At 56.1% G+C, this 20,724-nt stretch carries 20 protein-coding genes and 1 other RNA gene; 16 read left to right on the top strand and 5 right to left on the bottom strand.

What is annotated here, in order from left to right:
• The first annotated feature begins 90 nt into the window (after positions 1 to 90).
• Positions 91 to 750: a ribose-5-phosphate isomerase RpiA gene (gene rpiA, locus Q3H59_RS04150; protein WP_137386398.1), complete on the top strand. Its 660-nt coding sequence runs from the start codon at positions 91 to 93 to the stop codon at positions 748 to 750.
• Between the two features lie 279 nt (positions 751 to 1,029).
• The gene (serA, locus tag Q3H59_RS04155) at positions 1,030 to 2,268 is read left to right on the top strand and encodes a phosphoglycerate dehydrogenase (RefSeq protein WP_137386397.1); all 1,239 of its coding nucleotides are present in this window, start codon (positions 1,030 to 1,032) and stop codon (positions 2,266 to 2,268) included.
• Between the two features lie 38 nt (positions 2,269 to 2,306).
• On the opposite strand, the gene Q3H59_RS04160 is transcribed toward serA, so the two are convergent.
• The 3 genes from Q3H59_RS04160 to zapA all read right to left on the bottom strand — a co-directional run bounded on the left by Q3H59_RS04160 (position 2,307) and on the right by zapA (position 3,536).
• Positions 2,307 to 2,903, bottom strand: a complete 597-nt coding sequence (locus tag Q3H59_RS04160; protein ID WP_309833415.1) for a 5-formyltetrahydrofolate cyclo-ligase — start codon at positions 2,901 to 2,903, stop codon at positions 2,307 to 2,309.
• A gap of 80 nt (positions 2,904 to 2,983) precedes the next feature.
• Positions 2,984 to 3,167, bottom strand: a non-coding RNA gene (ssrS, locus tag Q3H59_RS04165) — 6S RNA.
• A 39-nt stretch (positions 3,168 to 3,206) separates the two neighbouring features.
• On the bottom strand, positions 3,207 to 3,536 hold the full coding sequence (gene zapA, locus Q3H59_RS04170; RefSeq protein ID WP_007890288.1) for a cell division protein ZapA: 330 nt from the start codon (positions 3,534 to 3,536) through the stop codon (positions 3,207 to 3,209).
• Between the two features lie 170 nt (positions 3,537 to 3,706).
• Between zapA and Q3H59_RS04175 the strand changes: the two genes are divergently transcribed.
• The 9 genes from Q3H59_RS04175 (at position 3,707) to Q3H59_RS04215 (ending at position 14,752) form a co-directional block, all read left to right on the top strand.
• Positions 3,707 to 4,288, top strand: a complete 582-nt coding sequence (locus Q3H59_RS04175; protein WP_101761948.1) for a YecA family protein — start codon at positions 3,707 to 3,709, stop codon at positions 4,286 to 4,288.
• 50 nt (positions 4,289 to 4,338) lie between these two features.
• Positions 4,339 to 5,661, top strand: a complete 1,323-nt coding sequence (gene pepP, locus Q3H59_RS04180; protein WP_192412048.1) for a Xaa-Pro aminopeptidase — start codon at positions 4,339 to 4,341, stop codon at positions 5,659 to 5,661.
• Entirely contained in the window at positions 5,658 to 6,836 is a 1,179-nt protein-coding gene (gene ubiH, locus Q3H59_RS04185) for a 2-octaprenyl-6-methoxyphenyl hydroxylase (RefSeq protein WP_277974051.1), read from the top strand. Before pepP ends, ubiH begins: the two co-directional genes overlap by 4 nt.
• A gap of 20 nt (positions 6,837 to 6,856) precedes the next feature.
• Positions 6,857 to 8,059, top strand: coding sequence for an FAD-dependent 2-octaprenylphenol hydroxylase (gene ubiI / locus Q3H59_RS04190; RefSeq protein ID WP_101761951.1), 1,203 nt, complete (start codon positions 6,857 to 6,859; stop codon positions 8,057 to 8,059).
• Positions 8,060 to 8,481: 422 nt separating this feature from the next.
• Entirely contained in the window at positions 8,482 to 9,579 is a 1,098-nt protein-coding gene (gene gcvT, locus Q3H59_RS04195; RefSeq protein WP_309833421.1) for a glycine cleavage system aminomethyltransferase GcvT, read from the top strand.
• Positions 9,580 to 9,602: 23 nt separating this feature from the next.
• On the top strand, positions 9,603 to 9,989 hold the full coding sequence (gene gcvH / locus Q3H59_RS04200; protein ID WP_110867991.1) for a glycine cleavage system protein GcvH: 387 nt from the start codon (positions 9,603 to 9,605) through the stop codon (positions 9,987 to 9,989).
• Between the two features lie 99 nt (positions 9,990 to 10,088).
• Positions 10,089 to 12,962 carry an aminomethyl-transferring glycine dehydrogenase gene (gcvP, locus tag Q3H59_RS04205; protein WP_210082042.1) on the top strand — a complete coding sequence of 958 codons (2,874 nt, stop codon included), beginning with the start codon at positions 10,089 to 10,091 and terminating at the stop codon, positions 12,960 to 12,962.
• A 185-nt stretch (positions 12,963 to 13,147) separates the two neighbouring features.
• Positions 13,148 to 13,891, top strand: a complete 744-nt coding sequence (locus Q3H59_RS04210; protein ID WP_309833424.1) for an SDR family oxidoreductase — start codon at positions 13,148 to 13,150, stop codon at positions 13,889 to 13,891.
• Positions 13,892 to 14,098: 207 nt separating this feature from the next.
• Positions 14,099 to 14,752: a hemolysin III family protein gene (locus Q3H59_RS04215; RefSeq protein WP_101761956.1), complete on the top strand. Its 654-nt coding sequence runs from the start codon at positions 14,099 to 14,101 to the stop codon at positions 14,750 to 14,752.
• Between the two features lie 60 nt (positions 14,753 to 14,812).
• On the opposite strand, the gene ygfZ is transcribed toward Q3H59_RS04215, so the two are convergent.
• Entirely contained in the window at positions 14,813 to 15,796 is a 984-nt protein-coding gene (gene ygfZ / locus Q3H59_RS04220) for a tRNA-modifying protein YgfZ (RefSeq protein ID WP_309833427.1), read from the bottom strand.
• Positions 15,797 to 16,014: 218 nt separating this feature from the next.
• Here ygfZ and sdhE point away from each other — a divergent pair, with 218 nt between their 5' ends.
• Complete coding sequence (gene sdhE / locus Q3H59_RS04225; RefSeq protein ID WP_101761958.1) at positions 16,015 to 16,281, top strand: FAD assembly factor SdhE; 267 nt, start codon at positions 16,015 to 16,017, stop codon at positions 16,279 to 16,281.
• Positions 16,282 to 16,315: 34 nt separating this feature from the next.
• Positions 16,316 to 16,675, top strand: coding sequence for a protein YgfX (locus tag Q3H59_RS04230; RefSeq protein WP_233501811.1), 360 nt, complete (start codon positions 16,316 to 16,318; stop codon positions 16,673 to 16,675).
• Here Q3H59_RS04230 and fldB read toward each other — a convergent pair.
• Positions 16,672 to 17,190, bottom strand: a complete 519-nt coding sequence (fldB, locus tag Q3H59_RS04235; RefSeq protein ID WP_101761960.1) for a flavodoxin FldB — start codon at positions 17,188 to 17,190, stop codon at positions 16,672 to 16,674. The two genes, Q3H59_RS04230 and fldB, sit on opposite strands and share 4 nt — an antisense overlap.
• 100 nt (positions 17,191 to 17,290) lie before the next feature.
• Between fldB and xerD the strand changes: the two genes are divergently transcribed.
• The 3 genes from xerD to recJ are packed head-to-tail and all read left to right on the top strand — an operon-like array spanning position 17,291 to position 20,654.
• Positions 17,291 to 18,184, top strand: a complete 894-nt coding sequence (xerD, locus tag Q3H59_RS04240) for a site-specific tyrosine recombinase XerD (RefSeq protein ID WP_008108233.1) — start codon at positions 17,291 to 17,293, stop codon at positions 18,182 to 18,184.
• 22 nt (positions 18,185 to 18,206) lie between these two features.
• Positions 18,207 to 18,920, top strand: a complete 714-nt coding sequence (gene dsbC / locus Q3H59_RS04245) for a bifunctional protein-disulfide isomerase/oxidoreductase DsbC (protein ID WP_101761962.1) — start codon at positions 18,207 to 18,209, stop codon at positions 18,918 to 18,920.
• A 6-nt stretch (positions 18,921 to 18,926) separates the two neighbouring features.
• The gene (gene recJ / locus Q3H59_RS04250; protein WP_210081705.1) at positions 18,927 to 20,654 is read left to right on the top strand and encodes a single-stranded-DNA-specific exonuclease RecJ; all 1,728 of its coding nucleotides are present in this window, start codon (positions 18,927 to 18,929) and stop codon (positions 20,652 to 20,654) included.
• The last annotated feature ends 70 nt before the right edge of the window (positions 20,655 to 20,724 follow it).

Here is a 20,724-nt window from a genome sequence, read left to right on the forward strand (position 1 = left end):
GTTAAATCGGCTGTCTAACTGTCGCGCTTTTTTACAGCGCCTTGTTTTATACTACGCGCACTTCGATGTCGCACAGGTTTTAAACATACCATGACCCAGGATGAACTGAAAAAAGCGGTAGGTTGGGCAGCCCTGCAGTACGTAGAGCCCGGCACCATTGTCGGCGTAGGCACGGGATCGACAGCAGCGCATTTTATTGATGCACTCGGCACCATGAAGAATCAGATTGAAGGTGCGGTTTCCAGCTCGGAAGCCTCAACGGAGAAACTGAAAGCGCTGGGCATTCACATCTTCGATCTCAACGAAATTGATGAGCTGTCGGTGTATGTTGATGGCGCCGATGAGATCAATCCGCAGATGCAGATGATCAAAGGCGGTGGCGCAGCGCTGACGCGTGAGAAAATCGTTGCGGCGGTGGCGAAGAAATTTGTCTGCATTGCCGATGCATCGAAAGAAGTTGATGTGCTGGGCCGTTTCCCGCTGCCGGTTGAAGTGATTCCGATGGCGCGTTCGTATGTGGCGCGTGAACTGGTCAAACTCGGCGGCTTGCCGGAGTATCGCCAGAACGTCATTACCGACAACGGCAACATTATTCTCGACGTGCATAATCTGCGTATTCTCGATCCCATCGAGCTGGAAAAAACCATCAATGCGCTGCCGGGCGTAGTGACCGTTGGCCTGTTTGCGGGACGTGGTGCGGATGTCGCACTGATTGGTACCGCAGAAGGCGTGAAAACCATCGTAAAATGATCTGTCCGGCGCGCGTAATGCGCCGGTTATTTCCATCCGCAAAACATCTTTTCTCACCAGGCTGAAATTTGGTGACTTATGTCACAAAAGATTCATCAGCAGTAAGTTCGTACTTCGTCCATTAAGGATGTCACGATTTTGTACGGCATTGTGCTGTCTCCGCGTGGGCGCGTGCTGGCTCCCAGGCAATCGTTTGTATTGCTGCGCACGAAATTTTTGATATTTTGACAGAAGGCTACCTTATGGTAGTCCTCATTGAATTCTGAATAGGGTCGGGAAATGGCAAAGGTATCACTGGAAAAAGACAAGATTAAGTTCCTGCTGGTGGAAGGCGTTCACCAGAGTGCGCTGGAAAACCTGCGTGCAGCAGGCTACACCAACATCGAGTTTCACAAAGGGGCGCTGGATGCGGAGTCGCTGAAATCCTCCATCCGCGATGCGCACTTCATTGGTATCCGTTCCCGTACCCAACTGACTGAAGAGATCTTTGCTGCCGCTGAAAAGCTGGTAGCAGTCGGCTGCTTCTGTATCGGTACCAACCAGGTTGATCTCGGTGCAGCGGCGAAACGCGGTGTGCCGGTGTTCAACGCGCCGTTCTCCAACACCCGTTCTGTTGCAGAGCTGGTGATTGGCGAAATGCTACTGATGCTGCGTGGCATTCCGGAAGCCAACGCCAAAGCGCACCGTGGCATCTGGAATAAAGTCGCCAACGGTTCGTTTGAAGCACGCGGCAAGAAACTGGGCATCATCGGTTACGGTCACATCGGCATGCAGCTGGGTGTACTGGCAGAAAGCCTCGGTATGCATGTGTTCTTCTACGATATCGAAAGCAAGCTGCCGCTGGGTAACGCCACTCAGGTGCGTCATCTCTCCGATCTGCTCAACATGAGCGACGTGGTCAGCCTGCACGTTCCTGAAACGCAATCCACTCAGAACATGATTGGCGCGGAAGAGCTGGCGCTGATGAAGCCGGGCGCGCTGCTGATCAACGCCGCGCGCGGTACCGTGATCGATATTCCGGCGCTGTGTGATGCCCTGGCGAACAAACATCTGTCTGGTGCCGCTATCGACGTCTTCCCGGTCGAGCCTGCGACTAACAGCGACCCGTTTAACTCACCGCTGTGCGAGTTCGATAACGTGATCCTGACGCCGCACATTGGTGGTTCAACGCAGGAAGCGCAGGAAAACATCGGTATCGAAGTGGCTGGCAAGCTGGCGAAATACTCCGACAACGGTTCTACGCTGTCTGCGGTTAACTTCCCGGAAGTCTCACTGCCAATGCATGCGGCAAGTGCTAGCCGTCTGCTGCACATCCATGAAAACCGTCCGGGGGTGCTGACCGCTATTAACCAGATTTTTGCCGAGCAGGGCATCAACATCGCCGCGCAGTATCTGCAAACCACGCCAATTATGGGCTACGTGGTGATCGATATTGATGCTGAGCAGGATGCAGCGGATAAAGCGCTGCAGGCGATGAAGGCGATTCCGGGCACCATCCGCGCCCGTCTGCTGTACTGATTAAACAGGGCGCCATTGGCGCCCTTTGTTTTTCCTGCTCACGCTTCCCACTGCCACAGTTTCGATGGCGTCAGTATCGCGGGGAGCGGCACATCCCAGGCGGCAACCGGCAATGCTTCTACGCGCTGACAATCATGTGCGATGCCCACCGGAAGAAAACCATGATGCTGCCAGTTTTGCAGCGTGCGATCGTAGAATCCGCCACCCATTCCCAAACGTTGGCCAGCATAGTCAAACGCCACCAGCGGCACCAGCATCACATCCAGCTGATCCAACGTGGCCAGTTGCGTGATATCCAGCGGCGGTTCCGGGATGTGAAGTTTATTTGGCGCGAGTGGCGTTTCTGGCGAGTAACGGATAAACAGCAGATTGCCCGGCGAGAAGGGATGAAGCACCGGTAAATAAACCTGCTTTTTTTGCTGCCAAAGTTTGGCGATCAGTGGGCGGGTGTTGATCTCTCCATCGACAGATAAAAACAGCGCAATGCGTTGGGCATTAGCGATCGGTGCAATGTTGATGGCGTGTTCAGCCAACTGATCGGCGGCTTGTTCCTGTTGCTCAGACGTGAGATTACGGCGCAAATGGCGCACATGCTGACGGATGTCTTGACGGTCGAGAAGGGAGGGCGCTGGCATGATATCTAAATCCCCGGAATAATCGCTTCTTAAAAGCGATTATATCATGCGAACCGGGGAAACAGACTTGCTACTAAATGGAGATCTCCGAGATGCCGCCGCAGGCTGTAACCCTTGAACCCTTGGTTCAAGGTGAACATGCCGTCACAACTATTAGGCTTCTCGGACGAACCGAGCATGCGCACAAATTGTGGAGCGTCACATTCTGTTGGTATGAAATATCGGCTCAGGGGACTGGCCCGCTTGCAAACATCTCAGAGAAAATTTACTTCACCGTCACTATAGCATGAGGACCATGAAGCTTTATTCAAAATTAGGGCCCTGGCGGTCAGTTATGCGACCTTGCTCTACTAACGCTTGTTCAATGGTCTGCTGCAGCATGCGGATACGTTGTTCCATGTTTGCTGCATAGTCGCGCGTCTTACCTTTCTCTTGTGCCAACTCGTGGCAGATGTTTAACGCGGCGATGAACACCAGTTGCTCTGTATTGGTGACTCTAGTGCGAACTTTTAAATCTTGCAACCGTTGATTGAGATCCTCTGCGGCCAGATTCAGCGCATCTTGCTGTTCAGGCGGGCAATTCACTCTTAACGAACGACCAAAAATTTGAATATCTACTGGTTGTGCAGACATGCCACCATCCTAACTGATTACTTCGATCGCATCTCCCTTACCGGTCAATGGGTTGGGAGGTGCGAAACTATATATACCCGAGTTATAAGTTACAACCCCTTTTCTGGAAACCCAGAGGCACCTGGTGGTAGCATAACACGAACTTATTCTGCCAACGACGACCAAAGCTTATGTCTTTACAGAACGCAACGCCGAGTTACAACGCGCTGGCCGCGGCCCTTTCACAGCAGGGCGTGGGCATGACGCCAGCCGAAATGCATGGTCTCCTTTCCGGGATTCTGTGCGGCGGCAATCAGGATACCAGCTGGAAAACCATGGTTCACGATCTCACCAACGAAGGCATGGCGTTTTCGCAGAGCCTGTCTCAGCCGCTGCAGGCGCTGCATGAAAGCCTGGCGACCACGCTGGAAGACGAAGGTTTTATGTTCCAGCTGATGTTGCCGGAAGACGATGACATCACGGTATTCGATCGCGCGGATGCGCTGGCCGGTTGGGTAAACCACTTCCTGCTCGGTTTGGGTGTCACGCAACCGAAGCTGGAGAAAGTGACCGGCGAAACTGGCGAAGCGATTGACGATCTGCGCACCATCGCACAACTTGGCTATGACGAAGATGAGGATCAGGAAGAGCTGGAGCAGTCACTCGAAGAGGTGATTGAGTACGTGCGCGTTGCCGCTCTGCTGTGCCACGACACCTTCACGCGTCCGCATCAGCCAACGGCACCAGAAGTACAGAAACCTACGTTACATTAAGCGCGTCAATGCGGGTGCGTTGTGGCCCGTCTTCAACAGGGAGTGCAAACATGATTACCTTGGATACGTTTCAACAACGTCGTCAGGCGCTGATTGCCCGCATGGCGCCAGGCAGTGCGGCGTTAATTTTTGCTGCACCTGAAGTGACGCGCAGCAACGACACCGAATACAGCTTTCGTCAAAACAGCGACTTCTGGTACTTCACCGGTTTTAATGAACCGCAGGCGCTGCTGGTCTTAATCAAAAGTGATGATAAGCACAATCACAGCGTGCTGTTCAATCGCGTGCGTGACCTGACGGCCGAAATCTGGTTTGGTCGCCGCCTTGGCCAGGATGCCGCACCGGCGAAACTGGGAGTCGATCGCGCTTTGCCGTGGGATGACCTCGGCGAGCAGCTGCATCAACTGCTTAACGGCCTGGATGTGGTTTACCACGCGCAGGGCGAATACGCAGAAGCCGATCAGCTGGTGTTCAGCGCGCTGGACAAACTGCGTCGCGGCTTCCGTCAAAACCTTAGCGCGCCCGACACAGTTACCGACTGGCGTCCGTGGGTGCACGACATGCGCCTGTTCAAAAGCGCAGAAGAGATTGAGATTCTGCGCCGCGCCGGAAAAATCAGCGCGCTGGCGCACACGCGAGCGATGCAAGCCTGTCGTCCGGGCATGTTTGAATATCAGCTGGAAGGCGAAATTCATCACGAATTCAATCGCCATGGCGCGCGTTTCCCCTCGTACAACACCATTGTCGGTTCGGGCGAAAACGGCTGTATTCTGCACTACACCGAAAACGAATCGGAAATGCGCGATGGCGACTTAGTGCTGATTGACGCAGGCTGTGAATTCCACGGCTACGCGGGCGATATCACCCGCACCTTCCCGGTCAACGGCACCTTTAGCGAGCCGCAGCGCGCCATCTACGACATCGTGCTGGCTTCGCTCAACAAAGCGTTGTCGATGTTCCGTCCGGGCATCAGCATCCATGACGTCAACGACGAGGTGGTGCGTATTATGATTACCGGCCTGGTCGATCTCGGCATTCTGGATGGCAATATCGATACGCTGTTTGAAGAGCAGGCGCATCGTCCTTTCTTCATGCACGGTTTGAGTCACTGGCTGGGGCTGGATGTGCACGATGTCGGCCATTATGGCACGCCAAGCCGCGACCGCGTTCTGGAGCCGGGCATGGTGCTGACGGTTGAGCCTGGCTTGTATATCGCGCCAGATGCCAAAGTACCGCCACAATATCGCGGCATTGGCATTCGCATCGAAGATGACATCGTCATCACCGCCGACGGCAACGAAAATCTCACCGACAGCGTAGTCAAAGACGCTGACGCGATTGAAGCCTTGATGGCGGCGGCACGTCACGCATGAGCATTTTGATTGCCGGCGGCGGCATGACCGGTGCGACTCTGGCGCTGGCGATTTCACATCTGACGCAAGGCCAACTGCCGGTTACCCTGATTGAGCGCAGCCAGCCCGACAGCCGCGCACATCCTGGCTTTGACGGACGCGCGATTGCCCTGGCTGCTGGCACCTGTCAGCAGTTAGCAGATATCGATCTGTGGCGCTCGCTGGCCGATTGCGCCACGCCCATCACCGATATTCACGTTTCCGATCGCGGTCATACCGGCTTTGTTTCGCTTAAAGCGCAAGATCATCAGTTGCCTGCGCTCGGTCAGGTGGTTGAACTGTTTGATGTCGGCCAGCGGCTGTTTCAACGCCTGCAAAAAGCGCCGGGCGTCACGCTGCGCTGCCCGGATCATGTAACTTCGGTAGCGCGTACGGCGGATAATGTGCAGGTGATGTTGAACAGCGGCGAACAGCTGGCAGGCGCATTACTGGTGGCCGCCGACGGTTCGCGTTCACCTTTAGGCGCGTCCTGCGGTATCACCTGGCAGCGCGACGATTATCAGCAGTTGGCGGTTATCGCCAACGTGTCGACGCAGTTGCCGCATCAGGGCCGCGCCTTTGAGCGCTTTACCGAATACGGCCCGCTGGCGCTGTTGCCGATGTCCGGCAACCGCATGTCGCTGGTGTGGTGCCACCCGCTTGAGGCGCAAGCAACGATTAAGCAGTGGGATGATGCGACCTTCCTGCAAGAACTGCAGCGCGCATTCGGCTGGCGTCTGGGGCGCTTCACGCATACCGGTCAACGCGAGCATTATCCGCTTGCGCTGCAAACCGCTGAACGTCAGGTGACACATCGTCTGGCGCTGGTGGGCAACGCGGCGCAAACGCTGCATCCAATCGCCGGACAAGGCTTCAACCTGGGTCTGCGTGATGTGATGTCGCTGGCGGAAACGCTGGCAGGCGCATATCGTCAGCAGCAAGATCCCGGCAGTTTCGCGGTATTACAGCATTTTGCCGCGCGACGTCAGCCCGATCGTGCCGCCACTGTTGGCGTCACTGACGGTTTAGTCCGACTGTTTGCTAACCGCTATGCGCCGTTGGTAGCAGGACGAAATCTTGGGCTGGTGGCGATGGACCATCTGCCTTGGCTACGAAATCCACTTGCCGCGCGCACGCTCGGCTGGGTTAAGCGTTAAGCACGAATTAAGGGGCTGCAATGCAAACTTTTGATGTGGCAATTGCCGGAGGCGGCATGGTGGGTTTGGCCGTCGCCTGCGGACTTCAAGGCAGCGGCTTACGCGTTGCCGTGCTGGAAAAAGCACCCGAGCCACAGTTTGATCCGGCGGCCAATGCGTCGATTCGCGTCTCCGCCATCAACGCTGCCAGTGAACGTCTGCTGCAAAAGCTCGATGTCTGGTCGAGCATTCTGGCGCTGCGCGCCAGCGCCTATCACGGCATGGAAGTGTGGGATCAGGACAGCTTTGGCTCAATCAGCTTTGATGACGAGCAGCAGGGTTTATCGCATCTTGGCCATATTATTGAAAACGAAGTGATTCATAGCGCGTTGTGGCAGCGAGCCAGTCAGAGCAGCGATATCACGCTGTTTGCCCCGGCGCAGCTGCAGCAAGTAGCGTTTGGCGACAACGAAGCCTTCATTACGTTGCAGGATGGCAGCATGATGAGCGCACGTTTGCTGGTGGCGGCCGACGGCGCGAATTCGTGGCTGCGCGATAAAGCGGATATTCCGCTGACTTTCTGGGATTACGAGCATCACGCGCTGGTGGCGAACATCCGCACCGATATGCCACATGATGCGATTGCGCGTCAGGTGTTTCACGGCGACGGTATTCTGGCGTTCCTGCCGATGCAGGATCCACACTTATGCTCGATCGTCTGGTCGCTCGCGCCACAGGAAGCGGCACGCCTGCAATCGATGCCGGAAGCGCTATTTAATCAGCAGCTGTCGGTGGCATTTGATATGCGTCTTGGCTTGTGTCAGGTCGAGAGTGAACGTAAAACCTTCCCGTTGACGGCACGTTATGCGCGTAACTTTGCCGCGCACCGTTTGGCGCTGGTCGGCGATGCCGCCCACACCATCCATCCGCTGGCCGGGCAGGGCGTGAATCTTGGCTTTATGGATGCAGCTGAATTAATTGGTGAAATTCGTCGATTGCATCAGGAAGGCAAAGACATTGGTCAGCATCTCTATCTGCGTCGCTATGAGCGCAGCCGCAAGCACAGTGCGGCGATGATGCTGGCGGGGATGCAGGGTTTCCGCGAGCTGTTTGCCGGCACCCATCCCGCGAAAAAGCTGCTGCGTGATGTTGGCCTCAAGCTCGCCGACACTTTACCTGGCGTTAAACCGCTGATGCTGAAACAGGCGATGGGGCTTAACGATCTACCCAGATGGATACGCTAATCATCTCAGCTGACGGCGCCCAATTGGGCGCCGTTTTTCTTTCCTGCACCCCAATGATGCAGCGATGCACCGCGATCGCGCCTCGTTTGATTTATTCTAATTTGACGCCTTAATTCGCATTAGATTAATTCATGTCATAGCCCTGCGCATGCCGGACCATTTCTTAATCCTGTGGCGTGTATTCCCTCAATTTGCTGCATGAAAGTAATTTAGTCGTATTTTGTGCGAGGCTAATCACAATAATGCAGTGATTTATGCTGGGCGTTGTTCGATGATTTGATGAAAGGTGGTAGTGTTTCGCCCTCGTTTTCCTCATGGTTAATTGCCACATTAGGTGATAACTTCAGCACAAAGAGAACGTTTGCGTCAGCCTCATTAGGCGACGCAGGCGCGTCACACTCACTTGTCTTCACAGGATGGTTATGACTCAGCAAACGCCTCTATTCGAACAGCATCAGGCAAGCGGTGCACGCATGGTGGACTTCCACGGTTGGATGATGCCGCTGCATTACGGCTCGCAAATGGATGAGCATCACGCGGTGCGTAACGATGCCGGCATGTTTGATGTTTCCCACATGACCATCGTCGATCTGCACGGCGCACGTACCCGCGAATTCCTGCGCTATCTGCTGGCAAACGATGTCGCCAAGCTCACCCAGCCGGGCAAAGCCCTGTATACCGGCATGTTGAATGCCTCTGCTGGCGTCATTGATGATTTGATTGTTTACTTTATGAGCGAAGATTTCTTCCGTCTGGTGGTGAACTCCGCTACGCGAGAGAAAGATTTAGCCTGGATTAAACAGCATGCGCAGCCGTTTGGCGTTGAGCTGACCGAACGTGACGATTTGGCGCTGATTGCGGTGCAAGGTCCAAACGCGCAGCAGAAAGCACAAACGCTGTTGAGCGCCGCTCAGCGTGATGCCGTTGCCGGCATGAAACCCTTCTTTGGCGTGCAGGCCGAAAACCTGTTTATCGCTACCACCGGCTACACCGGCGAAGCGGGTTATGAGATTGCCATGCCAGCGGCTGAAGCCGCCGCTTTCTGGCAGCAGCTGTTGGCCGCAGGCGTTAAACCGGCTGGACTCGGTGCGCGTGACACGCTGCGTCTGGAAGCGGGCATGAACCTGTACGGTCAGGAGATGGATGAGGGCGTTTCGCCGCTCGCCGCCAATATGGGCTGGACCATCAGTTGGGAACCTGCCGATCGCGATTTCATTGGCCGTGATGCCCTGCAAGCGCAGCGCGAGCACGGCACCGAAAAGCTGGTTGGCCTGGTGATGACCGAAAAAGGGGTGCTGCGTAACGGGTTAACGGTGCGCTTCACCGATCAACAAGGTCAGCCGCAGCAAGGTATTATTACCAGTGGTTCCTTCTCACCAACCCTGGGTTACAGCATCGCGCTGGCGCGTGTGCCAGCCGGCATTGGTGAGCAGGCGATTGTGGAAATCCGCAACCGTGAAATGCCCGTGAAAGTTACCAAACCGATTTTTGTTCGCGCCGGTAAGCCGGTTGCCCAGTAATTTTTTTTCAGGAGAAATGGCCAATGAGCAATGTGCCAAATGAATTGAAATACCGCGATAGCCACGAATGGGTCCGTAAAGAAGCCGACGGCACCTTCACTGTGGGTATCACCGAACACGCACAGGAACTGCTGGGCGATATGGTGTTTGTCGATCTGCCAGACGTCGGTGCCACCTTCGCGGCCGGTGATGACTGCGCCGTTGCGGAGTCGGTGAAAGCGGCTTCAGACATCTACGCGCCACTGAGCGGTGAGATTGTGGCGGTGAACGACAATCTGGGCGATTCGCCAGAGCTGGTGAACAGCGCGCCGTACGCCGATGGTTGGCTGTTCCGCATCAAAGCCAGCGACGAATCAGAACTCGACGCGATGCTGGATGCCGATGCCTATAAAGCCGCAATCGACGAGTAACCGGTAGTGGCAGAAGGTGGCGCGCTGCGTCACCTTCTTTTTTATCTGCCTGATTTAACGCCATTTTTGTAACCCAGCCCGATTCAGGATTTACTGCAAATGACCCAGACTCTCAGCCAGCTTGAACACAACGGTGCTTTCATTGAGCGCCACATCGGTCCTACGCCGGAACAACAGGCCTTAATGCTGGAAGCGATTGGTGCCAGTTCGCTCTCCTCATTGATCAGTTCTATTGTGCCTGCCGACATCCAACTGCCAGGCCCGCCTGCAGTAGGCATTGCGGCGACCGAGCAGCAAGCGCTGGCAGAGCTGAAAGCCATTGCCAGTCAGAACCAACGCTACAAATCCTGGATCGGCATGGGCTACAGCGCGGTGATCACGCCGCCCGTCATCCTGCGCAATATGCTGGAAAATCCAGGCTGGTACACCGCGTATACGCCGTATCAGCCAGAAGTGTCGCAGGGCCGTCTTGAGGCGCTGCTCAACTTCCAAACTCTGACGCTGGATCTGACCGGTCTGGACATCGCTTCCGCGTCACTGCTGGACGAAGCGACCGCTGCTGCCGAAGCAATGGCGATGGCCAGGCGCGTTAGCAAACTGAAAACCGCCACCAAATTCTTCATCGCCGATGACATCCATCCACAGACGCTGGATGTGGTGCGCACCCGCGCAGAAACCTTTGGTTTTGAACTGATTATTGATCGTGCTGACAAGGCGCTGGATCACGATGATCTGTTCGGCGTGTTGCTGCAACAGGTGGGTACGCACGGTGAAGTGCACGATTACCGCTCACTGATTGCCGAGCTGAAAAGCCGCAAAGTGGTGGTGAGCGTAGCCGCAGATTTCATGGCGCTGGTGCAGCTAGAGGCGCCAGGCAAGCAGGGCGCAGATATCGTCTTTGGTTCTGCCCAGCGTTTCGGCGTGCCGATGGGTTACGGCGGACCACACGCCGCGTTCTTCGCCAGCCGCGACGAGCACAAACGCTCGATGCCTGGTCGCATTATTGGTGTATCGCGCGATGCCGCCGGGAACACCGCGCTGCGTATGGCGATGCAAACCCGCGAGCAACATATTCGTCGTGAGAAAGCCAACTCCAACATCTGTACATCGCAGGTGCTGCTGGCGAATATCGCCGGTCTCTACGCGGTGTATCACGGTCCGGTTGGCCTGAAACGCATTGCCTCACGTATTCACCGTCTGACCAGCATTCTGGCCGCGGGCCTGCAAAACGGTGGCCTGAAGCTGCGCCACAACAGCTGGTTCGATACGCTGACGGTTGAAGTGGCCGATAAAGCGGCGGTGCTGAACCGCGCGCAGAGCTTCGGCGTCAACCTGCGCAGCGATATCCACAATGCGGTTGGCATTACGCTGGATGAAACCACCGCCCGTGAAGATGTGCTGGCGCTGTTCGCCATTCTGTTGGGCGATGCGCACGGTCAGGACATTGATGCGCTGGATGCCGCTGTTGCTGCGGAAAACAGTGCGATTCCGGCTGGTCAGGTGCGTGAAAGCGCCTTCCTGACGCACCCGGTGTTCAACCGTCATCACAGCGAAACTGAGATGATGCGCTACATGCACAGCCTGGAGAAAAAAGATTTGGCGCTGAACCAGGCGATGATCCCACTCGGTTCGTGCACCATGAAACTTAACGCCGCGGCGGAGATGATTCCAATCACCTGGCCGGAATTTGCCGAACTGCATCCATTCTGCCCGGCTGAGCAGGCGTCGGGTTATCTGCAGATGATTGGCCAGTTGTCGCAATGGCTGGTGCAGTTGACCGGCTACGATGCGCTGTGCATGCAGCCCAACTCAGGTGCGCAGGGCGAATACGCCGGCCTGCTGGCGATTCGTCGTTACCACGAAAGTCGTAACGAAGGCGGCCGTAATGTTTGCCTGATCCCGAGCTCGGCGCACGGCACCAATCCGGCATCGGCGCAGATGGCGGGCATGTCAGTTGTGGTGGTGGCGTGTGATAAACAAGGCAACATCGATCTTGGCGATCTGCGTGAGAAAGCCGCGCAGGTGGGTGAGCAGCTGTCGTGCATCATGGTGACCTATCCGTCAACACACGGCGTTTATGAAGAAACCATTCGCGAGGTGTGCCAGATCGTGCATCAGCACGGCGGCCAGGTGTATCTCGACGGCGCCAACATGAATGCGCAGGTCGGTATCACCACGCCAGGTTATATCGGCGCGGATGTATCGCACCTTAACCTGCACAAAACCTTCTGTATCCCGCACGGCGGTGGCGGTCCGGGTATGGGGCCAATCGGTGTGAAAGCGCATCTGGCACCGTTCGTGCCGGGTCACAGCGTGGTGCAAATTGATGGCGTGCTGACGCAGCAGGGCGCGGTATCTGCCGCACCGTTTGGTAGCGCATCGATTCTGCCAATCAGCTGGATGTATATCCGTATGATGGGCGCAGAAGGTCTGAAGCAAGCGAGTTCGGTGGCGATCCTGAACGCCAACTACATTGCCAGCCGTCTGCAATCGGCCTATCCGATTCTGTATGCCGGCCGCGATGGCCGCGTGGCGCACGAATGTATTCTCGACATTCGTCCGCTGAAAGAGCAGACCGGTATCAGCGAGCTGGATATTGCTAAGCGTCTGATCGATTACGGGTTCCACGCACCAACGATGTCATTCCCGGTTGCGGGAACGCTGATGGTTGAACCCACGGAATCGGAAAGCAAAATCGAGCTGGATCGCTTTATCGATGCGATGCTGGCTATTCGCATGGAAATCGATCGCGTTGCCGATGGCGAATGGCCGCTGGAAGATAATCCGCTGGTGAACGCACCGCACACGCAGACAGAAATCGTCGGCGACTGGGCGCATCCGTATACCCGTGAGCTGGCCGTATTCCCGGCCGGTAGCGCCAATAAATACTGGCCGACGGTGAAACGTCTGGATGATGTATTTGGCGATCGCAATGTGTTCTGTTCGTGTGTACCAATGAGCGAATACCAATAATTTAGCCATCATACTTTGCGCCACAGCGGCGTTGGCTGCGCTCATTCACCCCGGTCACTTACTGATGTAAGCTCCCGGGGATGAATGAACTTGCCGCCTTGCTGTATCTCAAATTATTTAGGCTAAAGTAGCGGGTGATATTTATGAAAGGGCCGATTGTTCGGCCCTTTTTTGTGGAGGCAAAAATGGATCTGGCTTTGATTACCGGCGGTAGTCGCGGCATTGGACGCGCAACCGCACTATCGCTGGCGCAGGCGGGTTATCGCGTGGCGATCAACTATCGTCAGCGTGCAGCCGAAGCGGCAAGCGTGGTGGCAGAGATTGAAGCGCAGGGCGGTAGTGCGTTTGCGCTGCAGGCCGATATTGGCGATGAAGCGCAGGTCATACGTATGTTTGCCGAATTGGATCAGCAAAAGGGCGCGCTGCGAGTGCTGTTGAATAATGCCGGTATTTTGTTTACCCAATGTCGGGTGGAAGATCTGGATGCCGAACGTATTCAGCGCGTGTTCGCCACCAATGTCACCGGCACGTTCATCTGCTGTCGTGAGGCGGTAAAACGCATGGGCACGCATCATGGCGGCAAAGGGGGCGCCATCGTCAATGTGTCATCCGCTGCGTCACGTCTCGGTGCGCCAGGCGAATATGTGGATTACGCCGCCTCAAAAGGGGCGATGGATACGCTGACTAAAGGGTTGTCGCTGGAAGTGGCATCGCAAGGCATTCGTGTCAACAGCGTGCGACCTGGCCTTATCTATACCGACATGCACGCCGATGGCGGCGAGCCGGGTCGGGTCGATCGCCTGGCGAGCGCATTGCCAATGGGACGCGGCGGCCAGGCAGAAGAGATTGCTGCAGCAATTGCCTGGCTAGCGAGCGATGCCGCGTCATACGTGACGGGCACCTTTATCGATGCGGCTGGCGGACGATAATCACCAAGCCGGTATCAATACCGACCCCATAAAACAGTATCCGTGCGGAGTGTCGCCATGCATGGCGACCGATTCATTCAAACCCTCGCCTGTCACACCCACTCACAGATTTATTTTAGCGTACATGTGTACTCTGAAAATTATCCCGGTTACTCTGGTTGCTCAGAAATAGCACACTCGCTTTTTCCGTTGTTCAGGAATCCCCTCATGGTACAAACCCCAGTTCTTGCCCAGGGCTACTCATTGGCCGAAGAGATCGCCAATAGTATCAGCCACGGAATCGGCTGCATTTTCGGCATCATTGGCCTGGTGTTGATGTTGACGCAAGCCGTTGAATCCCAAGCTAACGTTACCGCGATCACCAGTTACAGCCTGTACGGCGGCAGCATCATTCTGCTCTATCTCGCCTCCACGCTGTATCACGCCATTCCCCATCAAAAAGCCAAATACTGGCTGAAGAAATTTGACCACTGCGCCATTTATCTGTTGATTGCTGGCACTTACACGCCGTTCTTGCTGGTGGGGCTCAATTCGCCGCTGGCACAGGGCTTAATGGTGGTGATCTGGAGCCTGGCGCTGGCCGGTATCCTGTTTAAAATCGCCTTTGCCCACCGCTTTGAAGCGCTGTCGCTGGTGACCTATCTCGGTATGGGCTGGTTGTCGTTGGTGGTGATTTATCAGCTGGCGATCAAACTGTCGCCGGGCGGGATTTGGCTGCTGGCTGCCGGTGGCATTGTCTATTCGCTAGGGGTGATATTCTACGTCTCGCGCCGTATTCCTTACAGTCACGCCATCTGGCACGGTTTTGTGCTCGGCGGCAGCGTGTTGCACTTCTGCGCGATTTATTTTTACGTGATGTAAGCTCAATCCAGGTCGCCGAAAATGGCGACCTTACGTGTTTAATACGGACCCGGCCCGCAATTATTCGGTTAATGAATACGGCAGCGGCTGAATGGTCAATTTGCCACTTTCGTCGCCTTCCACGTGCAATACGCTATCCGGCTCCAAATCATTATTCATCACCACCTGCACCCAAACGCTGCCGTCATCCAGCTGCACGCCGCTCAATACGGTGCCGGTGCGACGCCATTTATCGCCCATCTGCAGCTCCATCGAACCGCCAACCTCCGGCACTTTGCTGGCTTTACCTGCCAGCCAATAGAGTGCGCGTTTGTTCGCACCGCGGAATTTGGCGCGTGCCACCATTTCCTGGCCGGTGTAACACCCTTTTTTGAAGCTGATGGCATCCAGCGCCTGTAGGTTAGTGGCTTGTGGAATCAACTGCGCGCTGGTGGCGCTTTCAATCACCGGAATGCCCGCTTCAATATCCAGCGCCAGCCATTGCAGGCTGTCGTTGAACTGCGCTTCTCCCGCCAGTTTCTCTTTCAACGCATTCGCCTGTTCTGGCGTGGTCACCAGCAGGAAACGTTCGGCTGGCTGATCAAACCACAAAAGCGTGCTCTCACCTTGCTGTACTACCGGCGTTTCGGCATCCGGCAGTGTGCTGAATACGCCTGCCAGCGCGGCGCGCGCCTGGAAACCGGCAACGCCGAGCAGCACCGCTTCATCGTCAGCGACGAGGGTGACTTTGGCGAACACCGCGTATTTCTTCAGTTCGGTTAGCTGCTGCTCACGCAGGTTGCGACGCACCACGTAAGCGTAACCTTCGCTGCGATGGAACAGACGAATGTTGCTCCACATTTTGCCTTTGGCATCGCAGTGCGCGGCGGGACGATGCTGCGTCTCGCCCATCGCCGCGACATCCAGCGTCAACTGACCTTGCAGATAAGACGTGCTGTCGTTGCCTTGCACCTTAACCAGCGCCCATTCGTCGAGCGAAATCAGGGTTAAAGGCAGGCGTGACGATGCAGCAGGCTGGCGAGGTGGAAGGGTAAAAATCGACATGTCTCTTTCCTGATTAATGAGGTAATAGGTTGCAATGGTAAAAGAGCAGTGCGGCTTTGCAACCTGTTTACTGAATATGGCGCACAAATCGCGTGATACCCATTGCAAACTGGGGGATGTAACGCCGAGGTATTGCACAGGGTTAAGCACAGCGCCTGCAGCGAGAAAAAAAAGCAGGTACACTGAGCCCCACTGTTTTTAGTCATGGAACCTGAGACATGGAAATTAACGACAAAGCCCGCGTCCAATGGGCATGCCGTCGCGGCATGCTGGAGCTGGATATGGCTATCATGCCGTTTTTCAAATTTGAATATGATTCGCTGAACGACACCGATAAGCAGGTTTTTATCGCACTACTAAAGAGTGACGATCCCGATCTGTTCAACTGGTTGATGAATCACGGTGAACCGGTTGATCCCGAGTTCAAACGTATGGTGAAACTGATTCAGCAGCGTAACCGTGAACGCGGTCCGGTGGCAATGTGATCTGCGAGCGTCACGCAGTGCGCGCGCACTGAATGTGACGCTTTCTCTACTGTGCACCGGTTTGCTGCTGGCACTGGAGTGGCCTGACGCGTGGGCGTGGAGCAAAGCGCCGGTGTTAGTGCTGCTGCTGGCGGAGTGCTGGCGTAACGAGCGCCGTTTGGTTCAGCGCGTAGGTCATTTGGTGCTGGACGTGAAGGGCAATTGGCTGTGGCGCGGCGTGCGCTGGCGAGCGGAACGTAAGGCGGATTGGTTGCCGTATGGCGTTTTGCTGGTGCTGCGTAATCAGCAGGGAAAACGCTGGCGGCTGTGGTTAATGCATGACAACCTGCCGCCCGGTGAATGGCGCACGCTGCGCGCCTGCTGTTTTCTAAGGGATGGTCAAACGCTGCCTTAAAGCAGCGCTGCGGTTTCCGTCAGAATCTGTTCGCACCACTGCTCAATGCGCTCATCGCTCTGTTCGAACTGGTTAACATCGTCGAGCGCCAAACCGACAAACTGCGTGCCATCGGCGGTCAGCGGTTTTTTGCTGGTGAACTCATAGCCTTCCAGCGGCCAGTAACCCACAAACTGCACGCCCATCGGCTGCAGCAGTTCGTGCAGCATGCCCAGCGCATCAAGGAACCATTCGGCGTATTCGCCCTGATCGCCCATGCCGTACAGCGCCACGATTTTTCCGCGCAAATTCAGCGCCGGAATCTGTGGCCAAATCGCTTCCCAATCTTCCTGTAACTCACCGAAATCCCACGTCGGAATGCCGAGGATCAGCAAATCGTACTGCTCCATCAGCGACGGATCGTCATCTTTCAAATTGTGCAGCGTGACTAATTCTTCACCGATAAAGTCGCGAATCTTTTCCGCCGTCATCTCGGTGTAACAGGTGCTCGAACCATAAAACAAACCGATATTCATGCAATTAATGCTCTGTCTGAACCTGACTCGGGGGCAATTGTACCAGAAGCAGGCTACTTTCAGGCATAATGAGCACGATTTCACACGGGCGGAGAGTACAGTGCAGGACAGCGATCTGATCGAACAGTTTCTGGATGCGCTTTGGATTGAGCGTAATCTGGCGCAGAACACGCTCGCCTCTTACCGGCAGGATCTGCAAACGCTCACCGGCTGGCTGCATCACCACGATCGCACGCTATTAACGCTTGAAGCGCTTGATTTGCAGCAGTTTCTTGCCGAACGCGTTGAGGGCGGCTACAAAGCCACCAGCTCGGCGCGCACCCTCAGCGCCATTCGCCGCTTGTGCCAATATCTCTATCGGGAAAAAGTGCGCAGCGACGATCCCAGCGCGCTGCTGTCGGCACCGAAACTGCCGCAGCGTCTGCCGAAAGATCTCAGTGAAAACCAGGTCGAACGCTTGCTACAGGCACCGAGCATTGATGTGCCGCTCGAACTGCGCGACAAGGCGATGCTGGAGCTGCTGTACGCCACCGGTTTACGCGTAACGGAGTTGGTGGGTTTGACCATCAGCGATATCAGCCTGCGTCAGGGCGTGGTGCGCGTAATCGGTAAAGGCAACAAAGAGCGTCTTGTGCCGTTAGGTGAAGAAGCGGTTTACTGGATTGAATACTATATGGAACATGGTCGGCCGTGGCTGCTCAACGGGCAAACGCTGGACGTGATGTTTCCCAGCCAACGCGCGCAGCAAATGACGCGGCAGACCTTCTGGCATCGCATTAAACACTATGCGACCCTTGCCGGTATCGATAGCGAAAAGCTGTCGCCGCACGTGCTGCGCCACGCATTTGCCACACATTTACTGAACCACGGCGCCGATTTACGCGTCGTACAGATGTTGCTGGGCCACAGCGACCTCTCGACCACCCAAATTTATACGCACGTCGCCACTGAGCGCCTGCGTCTGTTACATCAACAGCATCATCCGCGCGCTTGAGATGCGGTAACAAGGATTTAAGATGAAAAAGCAGCTAACGATGCTGGCTCTGCTGGTCAGTGCATTCACTGGATTGGCGCATGCCGATGACAACGCTATTCAGCAAACGCTGAAAAAACTGGGATTGCAGCAGGCTGAAATCCAGCCGTCCCCGCTGCCGGGTATTAAAACGGTGCTGACCGAAAGCGGCGTGCTTTACGTCTCCGAAGACGGCAAGCACATGATTCAGGGCCCGCTGTATGATGTCAGCGGCACCCAACCGATCAACGTTACCAACCAGCTGCTGGATAAAAAAGTTACTGCGCTGGCGCCAGACATGATTGTCTATAAAGCGCCGAAAGAGCAGCACGTCATCACCGTGTTCACCGACATCACCTGTGGCTACTGCCGCAAGCTGCATGAGCAGATGGCCGACTACAACGCGCTCGGCATCACCGTGCGCTATCTGGCCTTCCCGCGTGAAGGTCTGAATGGTCAGGTAGAAAAAGCCATGCGCGCCATCTGGTGCAGCGCCGATCGTAACAAAGCTTTCGATGCAGCAATGAAAGGCGATGCGCCGCAGATGGATGCGCCAGCGACCTGCAAAATCAATATCGAGCAGCAGTACAAACTCGGCATCCTGTTTGGCATTCAGGGTACGCCAGCCATTCTCACGGATAGCGGCATGATGATTCCTGGCTACCAGGGACCGCAAGAGCTGAAGCAGGTGCTTGACGGCCAGAAGCGTGGCGGTTAACGCACAGTGATTCATTCTGTTGAATTGCGTCGGCGCGAAGCCGAGACCGAAGCCAGCTTACCCGCTGATTTGCCCCCTTTGCTGCGCCGCTTGTATCTGCAACGCGGCGTGAAAGAGGCGATGGAACTGGAGCGCGGCGCTAAACATCTGCTGCCGTGGCAAACGCTGGGCGGCATCGAAGCCGCCGTAACGTTGCTGCATCAGATGCTGCTGGCGGGCAAACGTATCGTGGTGGTGGGCGATTTCGATGCCGATGGCGCCACCAGCACCGCGTTAACCGTGCTGGCGCTGCGCAGCCTCGGCGGTAATGTGGATTATCTGGTGCCAAACCGTTTCGAAGATGGCTACGGTTTGAGTCCGGAAGTGGTCGAGCAGGCTAAAGCGCGCGGTGCGGAGATGATCCTCACCGTCGATAACGGCATCTCATCACATGCCGGAGTGGATACCGCGCATCAGCACGGCATTCCGGTGCTGGTTACCGATCACCACTTGCCGGGCGAAACCTTGCCCGCCGCCGAAGCGATTGTTAATCCGAACCTCAACGACAGCGAATTCCCCTCACGTTCGCTGGCGGGTGTTGGCGTGGCCTTCTATCTGATGCTGGCGCTGCGTGCGCACCTGCGTCAGCAAAACTGGTTTAGTGAGAGCCGAGCCGAGCCAAATCTGGCGGAGCTGCTGGATCTGGTGGCGCTGGGCACCGTGGCCGATGTGGTGCCGCTGGATGCCAACAACCGCATTCTGGTGTGGCAAGGTTTGAGCCGTATTCGCGCGGGCAAATGCCGTGCCGGGATTCGCGCGCTGCTGGAGATTGCCAACCGCGATGCGCGCCAACTCGCCGCCAGCGATCTCGGTTTTGCCGTGGGCCCGCGCCTGAATGCTGCCGGTCGTCTGGATGATATGTCAGTCGGCGTGGCGCTGCTGCTCACCGAAGATATTTCCCAGGCGCGCATGCTGGCGAATGAACTCGATGCGCTGAATCAGACGCGTAAAGAGATTGAGCAGGGCATGAAGAGCGAAGCGCTGGCGCTGTGCGATGAGCTGGAGCGTCAGCATACCGATCTGCCGCTTGGACTGGCGTTCTACCATCCCGAGTGGCATCAGGGCGTGGTGGGGATTCTGGCGTCGCGCCTGAAAGAGCGCTTCCATCGCCCGGTGATCGCTTTCGCCCCCGCCGGAGACGGCACGCTGAAAGGTTCGGGCCGCTCAATTGCGGGTTTGCATCTGCGCGATGCGCTGGAGCGTCTCGACACGCTGTTCCCAGGCTTAATGATCAAATTTGGTGGTCACGCCATGGCGGCCGGATTGTCACTGGAAACCGCGAAGTACGAGGAGTTCCGTGCGCGATTTGCCGCGTTGATTGATGAGTGGCTGGATGGCGAAGCGTTGCAGGGCGTGATTTGGTCGGACGGCGAACTGCATGCGCAGGAGTTTACCCTGCATACTGCCGAAATGCTGCGCGAGGCCGGTCCGTGGGGCCAGGCATTCCCGGAACCCGTGTTCGATGGCAAGTTCAAGCTGTTACAACAGCGGTTAGTGGGCGAGCGTCATTTGAAAGTGATGGTCGAGCCGCTCGGCGGCGGCCCGCTGTTGGATGGGATTGCCTTCAACGTGGATACCACGCTGTGGCCAGACAGCAGCGTGCGTCAGGTGCAGCTGGCCTATAAGCTGGATATCAACGAATACCGTGGCAATCGTTCGGTGCAATTGATCATCGATCACCTTTGGCCGCTGTAGTTCACTACCAAAACGCGCAATGCATCGCGCCGCTACCTGTGCACGTATCCGTAGCGGCGCGATTTATCGC

Origin of the sequence: Pantoea sp. SORGH_AS_0659 (assembly GCF_031453915.1) — a bacterium.
GTDB classification, from domain to species: Bacteria; Pseudomonadota; Gammaproteobacteria; order Enterobacterales; family Enterobacteriaceae; genus Pantoea; species Pantoea leporis.